At 39.7% G+C, this 21,156-nt stretch carries 21 protein-coding genes; 14 read left to right on the top strand and 7 right to left on the bottom strand.

The genetic code is table 11. The features are described 5' to 3' along the window. Positions 1-104 precede the first annotated feature (104 nt). The 10 genes from F993_RS12680 to F993_RS12725 all read left to right on the top strand — a co-directional run bounded on the left by F993_RS12680 (position 105) and on the right by F993_RS12725 (position 11,376). Positions 105-962, top strand: coding sequence for a LysR family transcriptional regulator (locus tag F993_RS12680; protein WP_004653523.1), 858 nt, complete (start codon positions 105-107; stop codon positions 960-962). A 150-nt stretch (positions 963-1,112) separates the two neighbouring features. Then, positions 1,113-1,634 (top strand): sigma-70 family RNA polymerase sigma factor, encoded by a 522-nt coding sequence (locus tag F993_RS12685; RefSeq protein ID WP_171066002.1) that lies wholly within the window; start codon positions 1,113-1,115, stop codon positions 1,632-1,634. Then, positions 1,635-2,639: a FecR family protein gene (locus F993_RS12690; RefSeq protein WP_004653521.1), complete on the top strand. Its 1,005-nt coding sequence runs from the start codon at positions 1,635-1,637 to the stop codon at positions 2,637-2,639. It abuts the gene before it with no gap. A 205-nt stretch (positions 2,640-2,844) separates the two neighbouring features. Then, positions 2,845-6,003, top strand: a complete 3,159-nt coding sequence (locus F993_RS12695) for a hemophilin receptor HphR (protein WP_004653520.1) — start codon at positions 2,845-2,847, stop codon at positions 6,001-6,003. Positions 6,004-6,191: 188 nt separating this feature from the next. Next, positions 6,192-6,983 carry a Slam-dependent surface lipoprotein gene (locus tag F993_RS12700; protein ID WP_004653519.1) on the top strand — a complete coding sequence of 264 codons (792 nt, stop codon included), beginning with the start codon at positions 6,192-6,194 and terminating at the stop codon, positions 6,981-6,983. 82 nt (positions 6,984-7,065) lie between these two features. Beyond that, a complete protein-coding gene (locus tag F993_RS12705) occupies positions 7,066-8,556 on the top strand; it encodes a hemophilin secretion modulator (protein ID WP_004653518.1) in 1,491 nt (496 codons plus the stop codon). A gap of 11 nt (positions 8,557-8,567) precedes the next feature. After that, complete coding sequence (locus F993_RS12710; protein ID WP_004653517.1) at positions 8,568-9,482, top strand: energy transducer TonB; 915 nt, start codon at positions 8,568-8,570, stop codon at positions 9,480-9,482. Between the two features lie 31 nt (positions 9,483-9,513). Continuing rightward, positions 9,514-10,113, top strand: coding sequence for a biliverdin-producing heme oxygenase (locus tag F993_RS12715; RefSeq protein ID WP_085942724.1), 600 nt, complete (start codon positions 9,514-9,516; stop codon positions 10,111-10,113). 28 nt (positions 10,114-10,141) lie between these two features. Next, complete coding sequence (locus F993_RS12720) at positions 10,142-10,588, top strand: YbaN family protein (protein ID WP_032812453.1); 447 nt, start codon at positions 10,142-10,144, stop codon at positions 10,586-10,588. 113 nt (positions 10,589-10,701) lie between these two features. Then, complete coding sequence (locus F993_RS12725; protein WP_004653513.1) at positions 10,702-11,376, top strand: YjjG family noncanonical pyrimidine nucleotidase; 675 nt, start codon at positions 10,702-10,704, stop codon at positions 11,374-11,376. Here the strand turns inward: F993_RS12725 and F993_RS12730 are convergent. Further along, positions 11,371-11,802 (bottom strand): hypothetical protein, encoded by a 432-nt coding sequence (locus tag F993_RS12730; RefSeq protein WP_004653512.1) that lies wholly within the window; start codon positions 11,800-11,802, stop codon positions 11,371-11,373. The two genes, F993_RS12725 and F993_RS12730, sit on opposite strands and share 6 nt — an antisense overlap. Before the next feature lie 163 nt (positions 11,803-11,965). Here F993_RS12730 and mhpT point away from each other — a divergent pair, with 163 nt between their 5' ends. Then, positions 11,966-13,228, top strand: a complete 1,263-nt coding sequence (gene mhpT, locus F993_RS12735) for a 3-(3-hydroxy-phenyl)propionate transporter MhpT (RefSeq protein WP_004653511.1) — start codon at positions 11,966-11,968, stop codon at positions 13,226-13,228. A 60-nt stretch (positions 13,229-13,288) separates the two neighbouring features. Here mhpT and F993_RS12740 read toward each other — a convergent pair whose 3' ends face one another. The 4 genes from F993_RS12740 to F993_RS12755 all read right to left on the bottom strand — a co-directional run bounded on the left by F993_RS12740 (position 13,289) and on the right by F993_RS12755 (position 17,120). Then, positions 13,289-13,720 (bottom strand): SRPBCC family protein, encoded by a 432-nt coding sequence (locus tag F993_RS12740; RefSeq protein ID WP_004653510.1) that lies wholly within the window; start codon positions 13,718-13,720, stop codon positions 13,289-13,291. Positions 13,721-14,093: 373 nt separating this feature from the next. Continuing rightward, positions 14,094-15,098 (bottom strand): cytochrome d ubiquinol oxidase subunit II, encoded by a 1,005-nt coding sequence (gene cydB / locus F993_RS12745; RefSeq protein ID WP_004653508.1) that lies wholly within the window; start codon positions 15,096-15,098, stop codon positions 14,094-14,096. Next, positions 15,091-16,533 (bottom strand): cytochrome ubiquinol oxidase subunit I, encoded by a 1,443-nt coding sequence (locus tag F993_RS12750; RefSeq protein ID WP_004653507.1) that lies wholly within the window; start codon positions 16,531-16,533, stop codon positions 15,091-15,093. Before F993_RS12750 ends, cydB begins: the two co-directional genes overlap by 8 nt. A gap of 146 nt (positions 16,534-16,679) precedes the next feature. Further along, positions 16,680-17,120: a DUF2946 family protein gene (locus tag F993_RS12755; RefSeq protein ID WP_004653506.1), complete on the bottom strand. Its 441-nt coding sequence runs from the start codon at positions 17,118-17,120 to the stop codon at positions 16,680-16,682. 294 nt (positions 17,121-17,414) lie between these two features. On the opposite strand from F993_RS12755, the gene F993_RS12760 reads away from it, so the two are divergent. Then, complete coding sequence (locus F993_RS12760; RefSeq protein WP_004653504.1) at positions 17,415-17,822, top strand: hypothetical protein; 408 nt, start codon at positions 17,415-17,417, stop codon at positions 17,820-17,822. 81 nt (positions 17,823-17,903) lie between these two features. On the opposite strand, the gene F993_RS12765 is transcribed toward F993_RS12760, so the two are convergent. Next, positions 17,904-18,512 carry a TetR/AcrR family transcriptional regulator gene (locus tag F993_RS12765; protein ID WP_004653503.1) on the bottom strand — a complete coding sequence of 203 codons (609 nt, stop codon included), beginning with the start codon at positions 18,510-18,512 and terminating at the stop codon, positions 17,904-17,906. 247 nt (positions 18,513-18,759) lie between these two features. Here F993_RS12765 and F993_RS12770 point away from each other — a divergent pair, with 247 nt between their 5' ends. Then, complete coding sequence (locus F993_RS12770) at positions 18,760-19,773, top strand: MBL fold metallo-hydrolase (protein WP_004653502.1); 1,014 nt, start codon at positions 18,760-18,762, stop codon at positions 19,771-19,773. Positions 19,774-19,792: 19 nt separating this feature from the next. Continuing rightward, a complete protein-coding gene (locus F993_RS12775; protein ID WP_004653501.1) occupies positions 19,793-20,182 on the top strand; it encodes a hypothetical protein in 390 nt (129 codons plus the stop codon). A gap of 86 nt (positions 20,183-20,268) precedes the next feature. On the opposite strand, the gene F993_RS12780 is transcribed toward F993_RS12775, so the two are convergent. After that, on the bottom strand, positions 20,269-21,129 hold the full coding sequence (locus F993_RS12780; RefSeq protein WP_004653500.1) for a siderophore-interacting protein: 861 nt from the start codon (positions 21,127-21,129) through the stop codon (positions 20,269-20,271). Positions 21,130-21,156: the final 27 nt, after the last annotated feature.

Raw genomic sequence — 21,156 nt, 5'->3', positions numbered from 1 at the left:
CGATAAACTCATCTTAAGTGCTCATTACAGACTGGACAAACGAGTAAATCACAGCTATGAATGAGTTAAATTCATCTATAAAACTTGTTTATGGAGTGTTGAAAATGCAGGTTTCATTACAAGCACTAAAGGCATTTGAATCTGCTGCTCGATTAGGCAGTTTTAAATTGGCCGCTGAAGAGCTATCGCTAACCCCTACGGCGATTTCACATCACGTTGGTAATCTGGAAAACCGTTTAAATGTGGATTTGTTTTATCGACAGGTTCGAAAAATCAGCTTAACCGAGACCGGCGAGAGATTAGCGAGTGCAATATCAAATGGATTCCGCACCATTGAAGATGCTTTGGAAGAGGTGAGTGCTGCCAGTCGTGTGATTAAGATCACCACCACTTCCTCACTTGCTGCAATGGTTTTGATTCCATCTATGCAGGCATTTGCTGAAAAGCATCCAGAGATCTCTATTGAAATCTCTACTGGAGAAAGTCTGGAAAATCATCTATATGCGTTACCAATTCGCTATGGTACTGTTTCATCCGTTGTTGCATCAGATATTATTAGATATGAGTCTTTTAATGTGTATGCGGCAGCCCGACTAGATATGAGCGCGTGGACCGAACAAGCAATTACACTATTAAGTACAGAATGGAAAAATAAGAATTTACCGAAACCGCCATTACAAACATGGCTTGAAGAGAATGGTTTAGCGCGTTTAAACATTCAGCTCAGAAACTTTGATCAAGAAATTTTTGGTATTCAAGAAGCACTTGCCAGTGATGGATTGGTATTTTGTTCCAGCACCTTAGTTCGACGTTTAATCGATGCGAAATTACTGCAAACATTGCCAACACAGTCTGTGCAATCTGACTTGTGTTATTACATTCCAAATAAAGAGCAATTAAAATGCCGAAATAGACACATGAGTGAGTTAATTAATTGGGTTGAAGGTCAATTAAATCAATAAGCTATAATTTATAGTTGTGTTGCTCACTCATTCGATTTGAACTGGATGTCTATAAAAATAACAGTCAATACAAGTTTGTCAGATTCTTGCTTGATTTTTTAAATGATAATTATTATCATTTAAGTATACTTTGTTTTGAGTCAGATGATCGTGAACAAAACCCCTATGCTTGTAGATGAGTTATACAGAAACCATAGAGGCTGGCTTCATCAATGGTTGAGACAAAAAATAGGCAATACTGATCAAGCTGCTGACTTAGTACAAGATACCTTTATTAAATTACTGCAAACGCGTGACGAACTTTTCGGGATTAAAGAACCACGCGCCTATCTCACCTCAATTGCGAAAAATTTACTTATTGATCAAGTGCGCCGTAAACGCATTGAGCAAGCCTATTTAGATGGCTTGAGCCAAATGGAATATATGCTGGATGGTGTAACTTCACCTGAAGAGCAAATGCAGATTGTTCAAGCACTCGATCAAATGTGTAAAGCCTTGGAAGATGTCTCTGCCAAAGCACAGCAAGCATTTATTCTGCATTATTTGGAAGGCTATACGCATAAAGAGGTTGCCGAACAGTTGGGTGTTTCAACCAAAATGATCCAAAAATATTTAGCAAATTGTTTGATTCGTTGCTATCAGGCTCGTTTAGAAATGGATTTCAGCACTTAAATGGCAATCGATAAGCAAGATCATCATCGACTGGTTGAGGAAGCTGCATTATGGATTGTGCAATTAAGCTCAGACGATGAACCAACCCGAAAAAATGCGCAATTAAAGTTTAATCAATGGAAACAGAACAGCCAACAACATCATAAAATTGCAGCTGATATTGAGCAGTGTCTTTGTTCGATTCAAAACGTATCTCAAAGTACGCAGCATAAAAAAGTAGTCAAGTCCGCGCTCAAAGCAGGTTTAGGTTCAGCGAAAGTTTATAAAAAACTGAGAGTAGGCAGTGCTTTTGCGATTGCTTTGATTGCAGTCAGTGGCAGCATTTTTTATGTATCAGATTACTCTATTGCTTATGTAACAGCGGACATTCAGGGCGATTCAGCACAATGGACCACCCAAACCTTGCAAGATGGTTCGCGTTTAATTCTAAGAGGCAAGAGTGCAGTCAATATCGATTTTCAAGCCAATCAACGTATTGTTGAATTGGTACAGGGGCAAATTTATGTGGATGTTGCTAAAGATCCACAGCGTCCATTTTTAGTCAAAACCAAGCATGGTCAGATTCAAGCATTAGGGACAGTGTTTAGTGTGAATTATGCGCCTACTGTAACCGAGTTAAAAATGTTGCATTCTCGGGTACGGTTGCAAGCAGCAAATGTGTATTCCAAACAACAAGTGATTGTGAGTGCAGGACAGGCTGTGAGTATGAATCAGGATGGAGTGCAGCCTATTTCAGCACTCAATATTTATAATGAACAACAAAAGTGGAATAAACACCAATTGATGGTAGAGGATTTACCACTGGATCAAGTACTCAAAGAATTAGATCAAAACTACAACGGTAAAATTCTTTTTAATGCGGAGGCATTAAGCAAGATTCAAGTGAATGCCGTGTTGCCATTAGACCAAACTCAAGATGCACTTAAATTATTATCAACAGTATTTCCCAACTTAACAGTTTATCAAATAACACCTTATCTCATTGTTATTTCATCAAAAAAATAATCAATAAATAATAGGTGTGGGTGTCTTGAATATCTACATTCAAAAAAATTAAATTTTTTTTAGCATTTAGGTTCCACTTTTTTTAAAGCTGTTCGTCATAGTAAGTAGAAGCAATAAATTTGGGATCATTTTATTTCAATAGGTTTAATGATTCTTATTTACATTTACTGGGGCGGGAAAAATGAAGAAAGTCGGAGAGGGTCAAATGCGAAGTCGGAACTTATTTCGGTTCTCAACACTCACATTTGCTGTACATACAGCCTGTATTGCAAGCTTAGCTTTACCTATGCAACATGCTTATGCAGAAACCGTTGCGGCAAAATCTTATAATATTCCCGCAGGAACTTTGGCCAATGTATTGAATCAGTTTGCTGAACAATCGGGGACATCAATTGCCATTGATGCGCAGCAATTAAAAGGGCAATACAGTTCAGGATTAAAAGGCAACTATGCATTAGAGCAAGGTTTTCAGCATATTTTAGCATCTTCGGCATTCTATGCAGTCAAAGTCGGGCAGGGTTATACACTGGCAAAAAAGACAGCTAAAAATAGTAATACACCTTCAAGTGCACCAGTAACTGCGATGAAACATACATCTTCGACACTAGCTCAAGATGACGAAATCTCTGTTCGTTTGACGCCAATGGTGGTCTATGGTCAAGAAGATCGTGATACTCAGGGTAGCAATCGAGTTTATGATGCCAATCGATCTTCTGTTTATGCAGGCAAAGACTATATTGAGCGTTTTAAAGGCACCAATCCAGCCGATGTTTTACAAGGCATGGTTGGGGTTTATAGTGGTGATGCCCGTAATAGTGGTGCTTTAGATCCGAGTGTACGTGGTGTGCAAGGGGTAGGTCGAGTGCCATTAACTATTGACGGTACTGAGCAGTCGATTGCGGTGTGGCGTGGCTACAATGGGGTGAATAATCGAAATTATATCGACCCTAATCTGATTGCGGGTATTGAAGTGATTAAAGGTCCATCACTTGAACGGAATACCACAACTTCAGTCGGTGGTGGTGTTGTGGTCAAGACCTTAGAAGCGGATGATATTGTTCGTCTGGGTAAAACCTTTGGCGCAGAACTAAAAGTAGAAGGTTCTACCAACGCCATTGATCCTTCATTGCCAGACATGAGTAAAATCGGCAAAAACTATAATGATACGACGCCGTGGGAGGATATTAATGGTCAAAAATACGATCCAGATATTTATAAAAAGAACCGAACCCGCAATGATAATTCTAACTTCTCGGGAGATGATTTAGCGGGCCGACTTGCATTGGCAATGAAACAGGACAAATTTGATTTATTGGCGGTTTATGCTGTTCGTGAACGTGGTAACTATTTTTCAGGTACCCACGGTGCTGGGTATTACAAGCGGGCCGAGCCAAGTAATAGTCTTGATTTTATTCCTTATTTTGCGCATTCCTATAAGCCTGGTAATGAAGTTCCGAATACATCTAGCCAGATGGAGTCTTGGTTATTCAAGGCAGGTTATCGACCAACTGATGATCAAGCACTGAAATTCACTTATCGAGATACCAAAAATAGATTTGGTGAGATCATGCCTTCACGAATTGAATGGGGGTTAACCCCTGAAATCGGTGTACCGCAATGGCCACTCAGTCATATTCGTTCTAAGGCCTATAGCTTAGAATACAAATATAAACCTGAGAATAATCAGTGGATTGATTTTTATACCAATATTTGGCAAACCGACACTGAAAGCGAAACTTACACACGAGGCGGATGGCCAACGATTATTGATTTTAGAGATAATCGTCTGATCAATACGGCAATCAGTCATTCAGACAATAGACGCCAAGGCATTAGTATCAGTAATAAAGCACAATTATCTGATCAGCTTGATTTAACTTTGGGGGGAAGCTTCTTAAAAGAAAAGCTTACTTCTGACGATGTTTATGGTGAATATGGTCCAAGTTATTCCTTATATCAAGCTTTACCTCGTGCCGGACGTCGTGAAGAAAAGACCTTTGATTTTAATTTTAACTATCGTCCAACCTCTTGGTTAAGTTTCGATGCTGGCATGCGTTATCGCTCTTATTGGGCTTTTGATGACTTCTTAAATAAATCGATCAGAGATGGTATTGATCCCTCTTTAAATCCGTTATTTACCAAGAAAAGTAAAGTCAAAGAATACAACTTTGAATATCGAACCATGCCTGAGAGTTATGATGCTCAGCAACAACGTATGCTAAACCTTTTAACGCAACGTTATGCAGCCAACAATCCTGATTGGGATGGCCGCTTAGAAACGGTGCCTGCATCAGAAACGACGTTGTATAGCCGAATTTGGTCACAGAAAAATACTCTCACTTGGAAAGCTGATGACAATGGTCATTTGGCCTTAGCCGATAATATATTAAACCAACTGAATGCCTCAGGGCAGAAGTATGTGGTTATCGGGAATGGTTTTCAGCCTGTTGTGATTGAGCAGGTCCCGATTGAATCAGCCCAGAAAGTAAAAGACAGTGGCTGGGCACCTCAACTTGGTGCATCTATTCATTTGACTGAAAATAATCGGCTTTATGTACGTTATGCAGAGGAATATCGCTTACCGAGCTTATTTGAGAGTACCGTTGGTTTCTCAGCAATGATGCCATATCAGGCGATTAAGCCCGAACATGCGTTTAATTATGAAGTGGGTTATGTCTATGACATGCGTAACTGGTTAAGCTCAGCACGTAATGCCGATATTAAGCTGGCCTATTACTACAACAAAACCAAAAATGTGATTGAGCGTAATCAAAATCTGATTTTTACCAATATGGATGAGCAAAAGCTTTCTGGCCTTGAGTTGCAAAGCCGTTTTGATAATGGTGCTTTCTTTACTGATTTAAGTATGGCTTATAACCTTAAAAATGAGGTTTGTGACAGCAATAGCGCCATTAATAAAATGATCAACAGCGGTATCGTACAAACAGATCAAGGCGTTCAATTCCGCGATGCTTATCAACGTTGCGTCGATGATGGTTTTCCGAACGGCTATCTGGTAACGATGTCAACACCCGAACTCAGCGCACATGCTTTATTCGGCGCGCGTTTTCTAGATGAAAGGCTTGAGCTTGGTGCGCGAGCAACTTTCTACAAAGGCTATGAAAGCCCATTACGTAAAAATAACGATGCAGGTATCAATAAAGGCTATTACCTCAATGTACCTCTCGCTTGGGACGATACATGGATTTTTGATGCCTATGCACGCTATCAAGTTGATACCTATAACACAGTTGAATTTGTAGGTAATAACCTTTCAAACCAATTTTATATCGATCCACTCACTCGCAGTGCAATGGCTGCACCAGGTCGTACTTTGAAAGTCAGCTGGACCACCAAGTTTTAACACAAAATTTAATTCCAACCTTAACATCAGTCGGAATTAGATAAACGTAAATAATAATATTGAATGATTATTATTTGCAAAACCGAGGGGCAGTTATAGATCTTACTGTTCCTATAACTAAATAGATAACGATAGCGTTATCTTTATTGAAACAATAACTTAGCTTTAGAAAAATGGAGTAACAATAAATGAAAATCTCTCAACTGTTTATCGGTCTTGTTGCATGTTCTGCTGTGTTTGCACATGCAGGTATTGATGGTGCTTCAAGTAATGAAAACAATATCATTATTGGCGCTGCTGCAAATGCTAGCCACCCAGGTGGTGCAGCAGCCGTTTCTGTACAAGCGGCTGGTGCACCCTACAATGCATTTACAGGTTTTAGCTCGTTAAAAGGTTTGGCACAAGCGTTCACTGCACGTGGTGCAAGCAATACTGATGTTACTGTCGGTAGCAAAACTTTTAATATCTCCCATATTCCTGTTTCGGCAATGCCACCTTCACATAGTGCCTTAGGTAATTTCAATTTTGGTCAGGTGGGCACACAGGAAGTCTATTTTGGTGAATGGTGGAAAGCGGGCGATACAGCAGCAAGTGCAAGTCATACTGTTTATTACGCAGGTGACAATACCAATACCACAGTACCGACTGCTGGTACGGCTACCTATACCGTTGCAGGGATTAATGGTTCAGCAACCAATCTGTTAAGTGGTAATTTAACTGCTAACTTTGGTGCAGGCACTTTAGAAGGGTCATTAACTGGAACAGGGACTGCTGTTTCAAGCTTAAGCTTGAACGGTGTGACATTTAATCCAGGTACTGCGGCATTCAGTGGCGGTGCAAGTGCAAATGGTACGGCTGGGCTAAATAATTCAGGTATTGTTCAAGGACATTTCTTTGGTGCAAATGCTGCAGCTTTAGCGGGTATTGCCGAGTTTAATAATGCTGCTTATAACACTGCCTTTGGTGGTGCGAAAAACTAATCACGGTGAAAGGAATCTACAGCAGTAGATTCCTTTTTCTTGTTTATGGCTTGATGACTTTTATTTGTGTTTTACGGTTTTTATGAAAAGAACATTGCTGTGCTGTTTGATTTTATTGGCGAGTTCATCACTTTATGCAGATGATGAGACACAACTTCGCCTGAATCAAAACTTGGATCAGAATTTATTACAACAACAGCATCAATTACAACAACAAGGGGCAATTCGGAGCACAGACGAATTACCCAATATTGTAATTAATGGGCAAGTATTTGAAGTTGAAAAGAACCAAGATGATCTGGCAAAAGCTTTATATTTGGCAGTCATGCAAAAGCAATGGGGCAATGCGGCAGTCTATCTAAAGCATTATCAACAATATGATGGCTATGACAAAGCTTTAACAGACTTTGCCGAGGGTGCATTGGCTCGTGCTCAAGGCCAGCTCAAGATAGCAGAGCATAAATTCCAAAGTAGTTTAAATAAACAACCCAATAATCTGATTTGTGAACTCGAGTTAGCGCGCGTGCTGTTTGAACAGCAGAAGAACAAACAAGCAGCACGCCTTTTTACATCCATTCAGAGCAAATTGGGGCAAAGTGATCGTGGGGTAATTCCGCCTGAGGTCGAACAAACGGTTAAGCTGTTCGTTAAGGCACTGGAGCAGCGGGATTCATGGCAAGGCAGTGTTGCGATTGGACCAACCTATGCCACGAATCTAAATAGTTCTTCTGAACAAAGTAAAACTTGGATGTTGTATGGCCTTGACCAAAAAGGCAATGTGATCCCCATTCAGGAGATTACCCGTGGAAGTCCTAAAGCTGAGTCGGCAACGGGTATGGACTATGAAGCCAGTTTAATGAAACGCTTTTCGCTCTATGGCAATCATGGGGTTTCCTTACGTGGTTTAGCGTATGGACAATCTTATGATGATCATGCTGACTTTAATGAATCCACACTGAATATCAATGCAGGTTATAGTTTTTTTGATTTAAAAAATCAAATCACAATTGCACCGCTATTTGAGCATAAACGTTATGCCAATGATGGTTTGTACAATGCCTGGGGGGCACGTGCGGAATGGATGCGATTTATCTCCGCCGATAAAGCACTCAAGCTTGAAGCTGAAATCAAAGATTTAAATTATCAAACATATAAAACTTTAGATGGCAAAGAAAGTTCAGCCATGCTGACCTTTTGGAAAATCTTACCTGAACAATGGACCTTGTTTGGTGGTGCGGATGTCTTAGATCATGATACCCAAGAAAAATACATGGCAGCCTATCAGCAGCAAGGTGTTCGTTTGGGTCTGAGTAAACCGTGGAGTGCTGGCTTTAATACCACTTTATTCAGTTTGTATCGCTGGCGCCAGTTTGATCGTTACGTGGCGGCATTTCAAACACGTCGTCAAGATTTTGAGCAAAACTACACCTTTGTGTTGCAAATGCCTCGTTTCAAATTCTATGGAATGACGCCGAATTTGACCTATCGCTATAACCGTAATAATAGCAATGTGGATTGGTTATATTCCTATGACAAACACAATGTCAGCCTAAAACTTGAGCACCGTTTTTAGGGGGAATGGCGATGAAATCAAAATTCCTATATCCGCGCTATGACTTTAGTGCAAAAGGATCACCTATTCGGATTTGGGCACTTTCGCAGCGTAAGTTAATCATTGTGACAGTGGTCATTGTTTTACATTTACTTGGAATGTGGTCATTGAGCCATTTTATTGAGCCTTATACTTTGGCTACTTCACCCAAAGTAGATGCGTTGAAAGTTCATTTCGTGTCTTTATCAGCTTCAGAACATGCATCTCCTCAAGCAACTGCAAAAGTTGAAGTTGCCCAAACATCAACAATACCCGTATTAGAAAAACAAACAAGCACTCGCGCTGCTCCGACCAATACTGAAAACACAGAACAAAAAGTGATAAGCAGTCAGAGTGCTGTGCATGAAGTGGCTAAGCAACAAAGTAGCCACAAAGTTGCGAGTTTAGCTGCGACATCCACAGCAGCAATAGCGGCTCAAGTTTCTGAAACTAAAGTGAAGCAAGATACCCAAGCGGATCAATCTCCGCAGATGTTGACAGAAAATCCGCTCAGTTCGAAACAACAAATAGGGCAGGCTCAATCCCAGTCGGGTGGTGTAAATACAGCAGCAACACAACAGGAATTGGCTCGTGCGCCGGAAAGCCAAGTTGATCGTGATGAACCTGTTCAAGTCAGCAGTGTTGATGTATTGAGCTTTGGCAAACTTGCTTACGATGATCGGGAACTTAAACAACAAAACCGTGTGGTCGAATTACGGCTACGTATCAATGAAAACGGTCAGCCTATCGAGATTCAATTAAAACAAAGTTCAGGAATTGGCAGTTTAGATCAGCGTGTTTTACAGGCTGCTCGTCAGTCCAAATTCAAACCTTACAAAGTTAATGGTCGAGCAGTGACCGTTATTGTTGATTTTCCCGTGCAACTCAAACTCAGTCGGAGTCGTTAACCGATGAGTCCTATCCTTTCCTAGGAGAATAATGATGAACGCAGCAACAGAGCAAATGATTGCCAATCGCCTTTCTCAGCGTCTAAAGCAAGAAACAGCGGCAGAGCATGAACGTATGCATAACTTAATGGCGCAAGCAAACGTCTTTTCGAGCAAGGAGAAATACGCCCAGTTTACCTTGTCGCAATATTATTTCCAGCAGGAAATTGAGCATCTTTTTGAACAAGAAGGAGTGGCTGGACTGATTCCAGATTTGGGCATCCGTGGCCGTTCTCAACAAGCCTTTGATGACTTGCAGGATTTGGGTATTCAGCCCGCAGGTCAGACATTACAAAGTGCTGAAGTCAAATTGCCTGAAGCACTGGGTTGGATCTATGTGTCAGAAGGCTCAACTTTAGGTGCCGCATTTCTATTTAAACAAGCGCAGAAGCAGTTAGGTTTCTCCGAAACATTTGCAGCGCGGAATCTGGCGGCTTATCCAGAAGGTCGAGCAAAGGTGTGGAAACGTTTTGTTGAGGCACTTGATGAGGCTGATTTTGACCAAGTGTTACAAGATCGTGTGGTACAAGGCGCTTTAGATGCATTTGGCTATTTCGGAAAGGCATTAATCCAGCTCGATGAGTTGAAATAAGTGATCAGGTAGTAACAGCTTATTTGGTATGGGGAACATTAATCGCATGGATAATCAAATGAAAACAGAGACCTTATCGCCAACACCACAGCCAGCAAGCAAGTTAGCGCGTTCAGTGTGGTGGCGATTATTGTTTATCTGTCTGGCTTGGCTATGCATCGGTTTAGGGATTCTTGGCATTTTTATTCCAGGGCTACCAACGGTTGACTTTATTTTATTGGCTGTTTTCTTTGCGGCAAGAGGATCAGAGAAGCTGCATCAATGGTTTCTGAATCATCGTTTTATTGGCCCAATTATCAAAGAATGGCAAGAAAATAGACGTATTCCCAAAAAAGCAAAATACATGTCGACGCTCAGTATGAGTGTCGCTGCGGGGATTATGATCTGGACCATTCCACATCCTTGGGTCGTTTATCCTCTTGTGGCGTGTATGGCAGCCGTATTGATCTGGATGTGGATGAGAGATAAAGACTGAAAATGATTTAACACCAAGATATCGATTATTGAGCAGGTCGCAACGGCTTGCTCTTTTATCTATCGGTATAATAAAATTATTTCACTATTTGTTTCGGTTGTAAGATTGCTCAGATGTATAAGGCTATATTCTTTGATATTGACGATACTTTGCTTGATTTCAGCGTAGCCAATCGCTCTGCATTTGTTAAATCGTTTGGGCAGTTTAACTTACAGCATGATGATTTGACTTATTCTACCTATAAAAATATTAATCATCAGCTATGGGAAAAACAGAAGTTAGGTCAAATTACAGTACAGAATGTGATTGATTATCGATTTAAAGAATTATTTTTGGCTTTGAATATCGAATTAGATCATGATCATTTTCGAGATACCTTCCAAGGCAATTTAGCCAAAGAGCATACCCTTGAAGATGGGGCAACTGAAGCAATTCAATACCTGAGCCAAAAATATAAGCTGTTTGCAGCATCCAATAGTTTTCTGAATCAACAAAAATCACGTTTGGACTTGGCTGGTTTGTTATCACATTTTTCTGATTTATATATTTCAGATGACATCGGCTATGAGAAGCCTGATCAACGTTTTTTCGAAACCTGTCTGCGTAGAAGTAACATTGCGAAAGAAGAAGTCTTATTCATTGGCGATAGCTTAGAGGCTGATATGAAAGGAGCTGCTTCTTGTGAAATTTCGACCTGTTGGTACAACCCTAAAAATTTACCCAATCAATTGCAATTAAATATCACACATACCATTCAGCATTTATCTGATTTAGTAAAGATTTTATAAATCGATGCTATCTGGCTGATGGGATTTTAGATGAATCAAAATCAGCCAGTAACATACCGCAGGGATGAGAGCAATAAACAAGGAAAAAATATCCGCATAAACCAGCCACCATTGCTTTGGGAGTTGGCCTGTATGAGCCCAAGCTAAAAGAGTAAAAAAAGGTGCCGCAACGACGAATGAGCTTAAGCAGATTGTCAGAAAATTCAGATACTGATAGCGGTTTAAGACAAGCGAGAACATGAATGAAAATGGAACAGTTAAAAGGCAATAAGCCAAATAAACCAGAAGATACCCGACAATAACTGCAAATATTGAACCGAGTTTAAACTCATTGTTCATGACAATAAACAGTACAGCCATAAAACAGAGTAAGGGAATTGGAGCCAATAGCAGCGATTTTAAAATGATCTTTTTCTGATATTTCAAATCAAATCCCTCAAACTACGAAATTATGAATTGCATAATTTCAATACATATTGCGTAACTATATTCGCTCTGCTAGTCTTTTTAACGACTTTAATGGATATTTAAATCTATATTTAGAATTTTAGATCGATAAACTGGAAGAATCAAAAAAGGGAAGATAACAATGTTAAAAGAGACCAATATAGAGGCAGGCACTTCAAAACAAGCAATCGTGATTACACTCATCCTATGTTTCATTTTTGCCATTATTGAAGGATTTGATCTGCAATCTATGGGTGTTGCTGCACCACGGATGAAAGCAGAAATGCTGTTAAACAGTACCGAGATGGGTTGGGTGTTCAGTGCTGCGGTTCTAGGCACATTGCCGGGTGCGTTGATCGCTGGACGAATTGCTGATTCGATTGGTCGCAAAAAAGTATTTATCACTTCGATTGCAATTTTTGGGCTGATGTCCTTACTGACGCCATTTACCAAAGATCTGAACTCCTTACTTTTAGTTCGCTTTCTGACTGGACTCGGCATGGGTGGAGCTTTACCCATCGTGATTACCATGGTTTCTGAAGCGGTACCTGAAAAGTATAAAGCGACGGCTGTCAGTGCGATGTATTGCGGTATGCCGATAGGCGGTGTTTTGACTTCCTTGGTTGCCTTGTCTTTAACAGCAGATCATGAATGGCGACATATCTTTTATATAGGCGGAATTGCGCCTTTAATTTTAGTTCCTATTCTTATTTTATTTTTACCTGAATCAAAAGCTTATTTAAATAAAATTCCTCAGGCCACTACACAAAAACCAAGTGTGTTAAACGTCCTTTTTGCCAAACCACGTGTCGTGGTGACATCTAGTCTATGGCTCAGCTTTTTTGGTACCTTACTGGTTTTAGCATTGTTTCAGAACTGGTTACCGACTTTAATTTCGGGACTAGGGTTAAATAAGCAACAAGCCAGCTATATTCAGATCGGTTTTAATTTAGGTGGTTCGATTGGGGTATTGATCTTAGGTTTGATGTTGGATCGACTGAATAAATTCTTTATTGTTGCCAGTGTTTATGCCGGTATTCTCATTTCATTGATTGGTTTGGCCTATTCCAATAGCGCGTCGAGTTTTATTTTGTTTGCTACAAGCTGCGGAATGTTTGTGATCGGCTGTCAATCAATTTTATACACCTTGGCAGCAAAATATTATCCCACTGAAATGCGCGGAACCGGTGTAGGAGCTGCTGTTGCTGTAGGGCGCTTAGGTGCTTTTGCAGGACCTTTAGTTGCAGGCTATCTACTCGGAACAGGTCAAAGTGAAATTGTGGTGATTGCATCAAGCATTCCAATGATTTTATTGGCTGCAATCTCTGCATTAATTTTGCTGCGTAAGCCAGATCATTCAATCACTCGGAAAGAACCGCTAGGCACAGTAACATCTCCACTTTAAACATAGTGTCAACCTTGACGGAATGAAGTAAACCGTCAAGGAGAAAGTGCTTGAACAGTATTAAAATTTCAGTTTTTTAAGACCACGAGTGATCCCATTTTGTAGCGCTGCTTTAATAATTGGGCCAATCAAAGGAACACGTCCTTTAAAGGTAATGGTGTAATCCAATCGAGTACGGTCACCACCTAAATCACTAAACTTCATGATGCCACGATGTGCTTTAATTGGACTAATACCACTGGTAATCGCATATTCAATCAATTCATTTTCTTGGTAAACCAAGTTGGTTTCAACAAATGAAGGGGCTAAAGGAATCGAAAGTTTACGTGCAGAACCCACGCCATTTCGAGCATCTTTGCCATTATTAATACGAGTAATTTTTGCGGGTGCAAAAATCTTGTTGAGGTTTTCATGTTCACTGAGAACGGCAAAGACCTTGTCTATTGGCGCATTGAATTCTTGTATTATCTTGACCTGTTGTGTTTTTAGCATATTGGAACCCTTCCAAATAATTTGACATAGTGTATTGTCAGTATTTAGATGTTAGCATGCTTTATGTGCATTCTGAATTTTCCTTTGTCGGAAATTCGCATGCCTTTCTATACGGTTCAGTCATATCTATTTTGCAAATTGAGAATCTAAAAGATAGTTTAGATGCTTAAAAATAAATATTTTTTATTGTTGTTATTCATGATAAAAAGACTATACCGAGGTATAGTCTTTTTAATTGAAAGAAAAAGTTCAGCTTAATAAGCGAGTTTTAACAATACTCTAAAGAACATGGCAATCACCAACAACCCTAAAAATCCAGCGAGCCAAAGTACAATAAACCATTGTGTTTTAGATAGTTTCATTACATTGCTTCCTAGTGATAACCTGTATCTCCGACCCGTACTTTATCTCTGAATACCCAATACGACAGAATGGTATAGGCAATAATGATCGGGATCAGAATTACAGCGCCAACCAATGCAAATTTCTGACTAGAATGCGGTGCTGCTGCTTCCCAAATCGTGACGGATGGCGGAATGATATTCGGCCAGAGACTAATCACAAAGCCAGTGAAGGCCAAGAACACGAGCGCCAAGGTATAGATAAAAGGTTTAAAGTCCTGACGTTGTTTACATGCCTTTAAAATCAGGAATGTAAAGAGTAAGACCAAGATCGGTACTGGGCTAAAGTACAGTAGATTCGGTAAGGCAAACCAGCGTGCTGCAATTTCAGGATGGGTCAGTGGGGTATAGAGGCTGACTCCTGCAAAGACCACAAACAAAACCATGATCAATTTAGGCATCAGCCCATACATTTGATCTCGAAGTTCATGGTCGGTTTTCATAATCAGCCAGCCACAACCTAATGCCGCATACATGGCAACCACACCCAATCCTGTAAATAAGGCAAAAGGAGTGAACCAATCCAAACCTGAACCTGAGAAAATCCCATTGGTGGTTTGGATGCCTTGAATATAAGCCCCTAAAATCACGCCTTGCATGAAGCTAGACAGAATTGAACCCCAGATAAAAGCTTGATCCCATAAATATTTGGTACGATTGGCTTTAAAGCGGAATTCAAAAGCAACCCCACGGAAGATCAGGGCAATTACCATCAGGGTAATCGGCATATACAAAGCAGACAGCACAGTTGAATAGACCAATGGAAAGGCTGCGAATAAGCCTGCACCACCGAGCACCATCCACGTTTCATTACCATCCCAGACAGGCGCGACGGTATTCATCATCACATCACGTTCTTCACGGCTTTTGATGAACGGAAATAAGATTCCGATTCCCAGATCAAAACCATCCAAAATGACATAGATCAAGACACCAAGCCCGATAATCCCAACCCAAATCAGAGATAAATCAATCATGGTGTTTCTCCTTGTTTGGGTCTTGTGCATCGATGTTTTCATCAACTGCACTTAAAGGACGCATTGGCGTTTTGAAATGCCCATGACCTGCAGGCTCAAGATCAACAGCTTCTACGAATTGAGGACCTTTATGCATCAGTTTCAGCATGTAATAGATCCCGATACCAAACACAACACAGTACACCACCACAAAGATAATCAAGGTCAGACCAACTTGTTCGGCTGAAACAGGAGAAAGCGCGTCTTTAGTGCGCATCACGCCATAAACCACCCAAGGCTGACGACCAACTTCGGTAGTAAACCAACCTGCCAGTACTGCAATAAATCCTGATGGACCCATCACTAATGCAAAGCGATGAAACCATTTACTTTCAAACAGCTTTCCAGTTTTTCTGAGCCAGACACCAGTGAAGGCGAGCAGAAGCATGAGCATCCCTAAGCCCACCATGACACGGAAACTCCAGAATACAATGGTTGAGTTTGGTCGATCTTCTGGGGAGAAGTCTTTTAAGCCTTTGACCGTGCCATCCATAGAGTGGGTTAAGATCAGGCTGCCTAGATTTGGAATGGCAATTGCGTATTTGGTGCGTTCTTCTTGCATATCTGGTACACCAAATAGATATAGTGGCATCCCTTCATCATAATTAGTTTCCCAATGGCCCTCCATCGCTGCAAGTTTGGCAGGTTGATGTTCTAAAGTATTCAAGCCATGCGCATCACCAACAAATACCTGTAAAGGTGCTAAGACCAGAATGAGCCACATTGCCATCGAAAACGAGGTTTTGACCAAGGCATCACGACGACCTTTGAGTAAATGCCAAGCTGCTGTTGCAGCAACGAGTAGCGCTGCAACCATAAAGGCTGCAATTGCCATATGCACAAGTCGGTAAGGGAAGGATGGATTAAATACGATTGCCCACCAATCGGTTGGCACAATAATGCCATTCTCGATCGTAAAACCTTGAGGCGTTTGCATCCAACTGTTGGATGACAAAATCCAGAACATGGAGATACAGGTACCAATGGCGACCATTAAGGTGGCAAAAAAATGGGCTTTGGGGCTAACTCGTCCCCAACCGAACAGCATGATGCCGAGGAAGCCTGCCTCTAAGAAAAAAGCGCTGAGCACTTCATACGTTAATAAGGGACCAGTCACACTTCCTGCAATACGGGAAAACTCACTCCAGTTGGTTCCAAACTGGTAGCTCATGACGACACCCGAAACAACGCCCATACCAAAGGCAACCGCAAAAATTTTGACCCAATATTTGAAGAGATCTTTATAAATCGGATCTTTGGTTCGTAGCCAGCGCCATTCTAAAACCGCTAAGAAGCTGGCCAATCCGATGGAGATGGCAGGAAAAATAATATGGAAAGAAACAGTAAAGGCAAATTGTATTCTTGCCAATTCGAGTGCGGTAAAACCTAAAGTCATGGCAGCACCTCATCTTGCAATTGATGAGCTAAACTTACAGCTGCAAATATTCCTACCAATTTACAGGTATGATTAAAAAAACAGAACATTACTCTAATCTCTTGAAAATATAAGTTTTTCAAAACCGAAAGGTTTTGAGCTTCAAGTCAGAATGAGAGTAAGAGAGGAGGTGCTCGACCTTGAGGAGTGAGAAAGAGTTGCTGAAGCTGAAAGAAAACATGGAAATAGTTTTCAATAAAGGCAAGAAACCGTACCTGAATCCTGATAAGGATGTGTTTCAGATCAATATCAGGTAACGGTAGTACATGGCTATATACCACACAATATTGGCATTGATGGTTAGCATCATGGTGATGATGGTGACTAGACGGTGTTTTAGCTTCAGCTGAAAAAGTGTGATGTTCATGTCCGATGTGATGCTGAGCCGAAACATGATGATCTTGTGAAGCGGAATGATGGTCTAACAACAAAATTTGGGTAATAGTCTCACATACTGGAGAAACTTGATATTTCTCTGGCAGCAATGGCTGTAAGAATACAGCGATTTGTAAAAAGATCGCATAGAACCCAAGCAATCTTCCAAGCATCAACACCCGATTGATCTCTTTCTGGAAATCATTGGTAAAATACTATAACAAAGAAATCTTTTTTTTAAAGGGTATACTTAATTATTTTTAATGAATAATGATAAGTTTTCTTCTGTAATAATTATTATATTTCATTACTGTATGCCACTTTTTGTTCAAACTATCGTTAAATTTGACTTAATAATTGTGAATATATTCTTACTTTCGGCCTAAAGTGTTTGGCTGCAGCCTGTTATTTATTCATAAATTAAAAATAGCTAACATGTTAGAAATTTAAAAATATAGATGATGAGAATGAAAAAAGGGTTAAAGCTAGATCATGATGCACTTTTTATGCGGTTATTTTTCAAGTCTTCGCCTGAAGTTACGGATGAAGAAGTGCAGTATTATCGTGAATATCCAGACCAGATCGATGAAATAACTGCCCCAATCAATATCCATAAATTTTTTCTCTGGGCAGGGGCATGTTTAGGTGTGGTTATCGTCGCACTTGCAAAATTCCTTAAATATTCAGGCACACTAAGCTTTTTATCAGAAGGTATCTTTGAATTTATAATTGATATCATCTATGAAAGTGGGATTGCACTCATTGGTGCTGCGGTCACTGCTTATATGCTTGGTGTCGTACTGAATAAACAACAGGATAATGCGGCGAAATGGCGGGAAGAAATCCGTCGCAGAATAAAAGAAAGTGCAGAATAAAAATTACAGTGTAATAGCTGGATGACTAAGTAGAGTTATAGTAAATAGAAATCAATTTTTGCTTAACCTGTTTCCAGCTTTCTAGGCTTTGGTTAAATAATTATAGATCGACTGAATAATGGCATTTCTCACTGTCTGTGGCGCGATATTGACGGGGGGGTCAAGCACAGCAGCATGAATTAATGATTCTAATAATTGAAGAATCATCCAGACCATGAGTGCTGTATTTTTTTCTACGATCTCATTTTGATGTAATTCAACCAAGCGATAAATTTCCTGTCGAATCCCTGTTTCATCTTCAACACGATTGATATCAAAAAATGGGAGCTTTTTTTCAAGCAGTTGATGTAATTCTGGCTCAAATGAATGCGCGGCGATGACAGCATCAACGAGAGATTCGATTCTTTGTTTTAAGGTTTGTGCATTTTGACTATCAATTACAGTTCGAATTAAATTATGAATGTGTTGGGTATGTTTTTTATGTAGTGCGACAATTAATGCATCTTTATTGGGAAAGTATTGATAGAGAGAACCAATACTAATGCCTGCGCGTTCTGCGACTAAATTGGTATTAAATTTTGCATAATCCATTTCTTTCAGAATTTCAGCTGCACTTTGTAATATCGCATCCACAGTCACTTTTGAACGACCTTGGCGGGGCATTTTTCTTGGTTTAAAGGCTGTTTGCATTTGAATAAATCAGACAGAACAAATGTGAGCATTAACTCACTTTTCGTAAATACTTGCAATCCTATCGGTCTGAAAAAATACGAGTAATGACTGAGTTATTCTCAAAAAAACAAGAGGATTCATTCATAACCTATTCATTTAAATAAATTAAAATACAGTACTGCGAATGCGAGTATCTAATATGAGCTTTTGCTCATATTATGGATCTATCGTATCACTTCTTCAAATTATTGAGGAAACTAAAGCAATGAAGATCAAACTCTCCCTCGCATTTTCACTCATGATATTGAGTAGCTTTCATGTCTATGCAAATAGCAATGTTGCAGAAAGTAGTATTCAGTATCAACTGACTGCAGCGCCTATTGTTCAGGTCGAAAAGAAGCAAATTATTGCACCTGGCGTCTGGTTGATTCCTGATCCATATATTAACTATGTACCTAATATTGGAATCATTGAAGGCAAAGATGCAATCTTAGTGATTGATACGGGTATGGGCATGCAAAATGGCCAACATGTTTATCAAGCCGCAAAAGATATTGCTAAAAATAGAAAAATTTATCTCACAACCACACATTTTCATCCAGAACATCAATTTGGTGCTGCTGAATTTAAAGATACGACCTATATCATCAATCAAAAACAAGAGTATGAGCTAAAAGATAAAGGCGCAAATTATCTTCAGATGTTTCGAGCATTTGGTCAGATTGAAAAAAAAGCACTTGAAAAGGTGGTGATTCGTAATGCAGATAAAACCTATAGCAAGCGAACAATACTTGATTTAGGTGGTCGATTGGTCACTTTGCAGGAAATGCCGGCACATACACGAGGAGATCAAATTATTTATGATCAAACTTCAGGTACGGTTTTTATGGGTGATTTGTATGAAAAAAACTTTTATCCGATTATGCCTGATGCTGATGCGAAAGGGAGTGAATGGATCAAGGTGATCCAACAGATAATTGAAATGAAACCGAAAATTGTAGTACCTGGACATGGCAAGCTTTCTAAAATTCAAGATCTACAAGCATTTAAGCAGCATATGCTTCGCGTGAAATTTTTAGTCAAACAGCACATTGCATTAGGACTTAATCAGGATCAAATTATTCAGACCATATCGCCTACGATCTATCGTGAATATCCAGATTGGAATAACCGAGTTTTTCTACCCTTCCAAATTGCAAATTTTTATGCGGAATTAACGCAGCAAGCAATTGTACTGCCAAGCTTAGTCAAAGAATTACAGTCTGGTCCAACTCAATAATTTTCTTTAGGAGCATGACATGGAATTAAATTTAGAAAATTTTCCTACGGTGGAAATAACACATCAGCATCAGGGAAGTTTGATTGACTTTATTGAGCAGTTAGATCAGCTATTACAAAAGCAGAAAGCTTTTGTGTTAGTTCGACATTTACAATCCAAATTTAACGAACCATCGCCAGCACAAGAGCAATGGAAGCAGGCGATTCAGTGGATTAAGGCTCATACGCAAGCATTATCGATTGTAAAAGGATGGATTGAAATTACAGAAATGGAGATTGAAGAAAGCGATCTGCTCCGTGATCAGAAAGTTTGGAAAATTCCTTTTTATAAAACAGACAGCTTCGATGAAGCCTTACATATGAGTAAAAGCTTATTGTCGGTCAGTGTTGGTTGCAGGGCAACTATCTAATAAAAATAATCCAATGCCATGTTGCATTGGATTTATTGGGATGCATTTTAATATTATGTATCTGTAGTTTCTAGAGAGTCAGCGAATTAAACCAACATATCTAAATCATCAAAGCTCTCTAGAGTTTTTCCTGCATCTAAATGTTTTTGATAATACTCAAGACGGACTTGATCTAAAATCGTACTCGAAAGTCCTAGATTCCAGTAGCCAGTGACCATTACATCCTTTTTATCCATTAATTTTTCATCTAAAAAGAATTTACGAATTGCCCGAGCCTCATTACGTTCACACGCTGCCCAAACTGTAATGTGATCTGTATGGTGAAATTGATAAGCAGCTTTAAGTAAAAGTCCCATTTTTCCAGCCTGGTTTTGATGAGCTCTTTGCAGTAAATGTATTTGGACATTTTCTTGATTTGGAAGGTATTCGCAAATATTGGTGTCATGACTTTCAACAAAAATATCTGCAGCTATATTGTTTTGCCAATGTTGCAAGATTGAATAAAGGGCAGGAAGGGCGGTTTCATCGGCAAACATGAGCACATGTTTTTTCTCCTCAAAATCTGGGACAAAATGAGGTCTTGGACCAATAATTTGAATGGTCGAACCAATTTCAGCTGAATGTACCCATTTCATAGCAGGGCTTTCATCCTCATGTTCAATCAGATCAATTTCAACTTCATGTGTATCACAGTTAAAAGAACGGATCGTATAGACCCGGGAGATGCGGGCAGAATGTGTTGCATGAGAGAGTTCAAGACGAACTGCGAGATTGGGTTTTTCCCATAAATCAGGCTGATTCGTATTAATTTTTCCGCGTACACGCAAAATGCTTGGAAAAGGTCTTGAAATTGAGTGAATGGTCAATTCAAGATTTTCCAAATTTCTCATGTGATCATTTTGCTGAAGGATATTACTATTTTTTGAGATCTGTTCTTGCTTTTTCATGATCATTTACGCAGCATTATTAAGTGA

This window comes from Acinetobacter proteolyticus, from assembly GCF_000367945.1.
GTDB lineage: Bacteria > Pseudomonadota > Gammaproteobacteria > Pseudomonadales > Moraxellaceae > Acinetobacter > Acinetobacter proteolyticus.
This window is presented reverse-complemented; position numbering and strand designations above follow the sequence as displayed.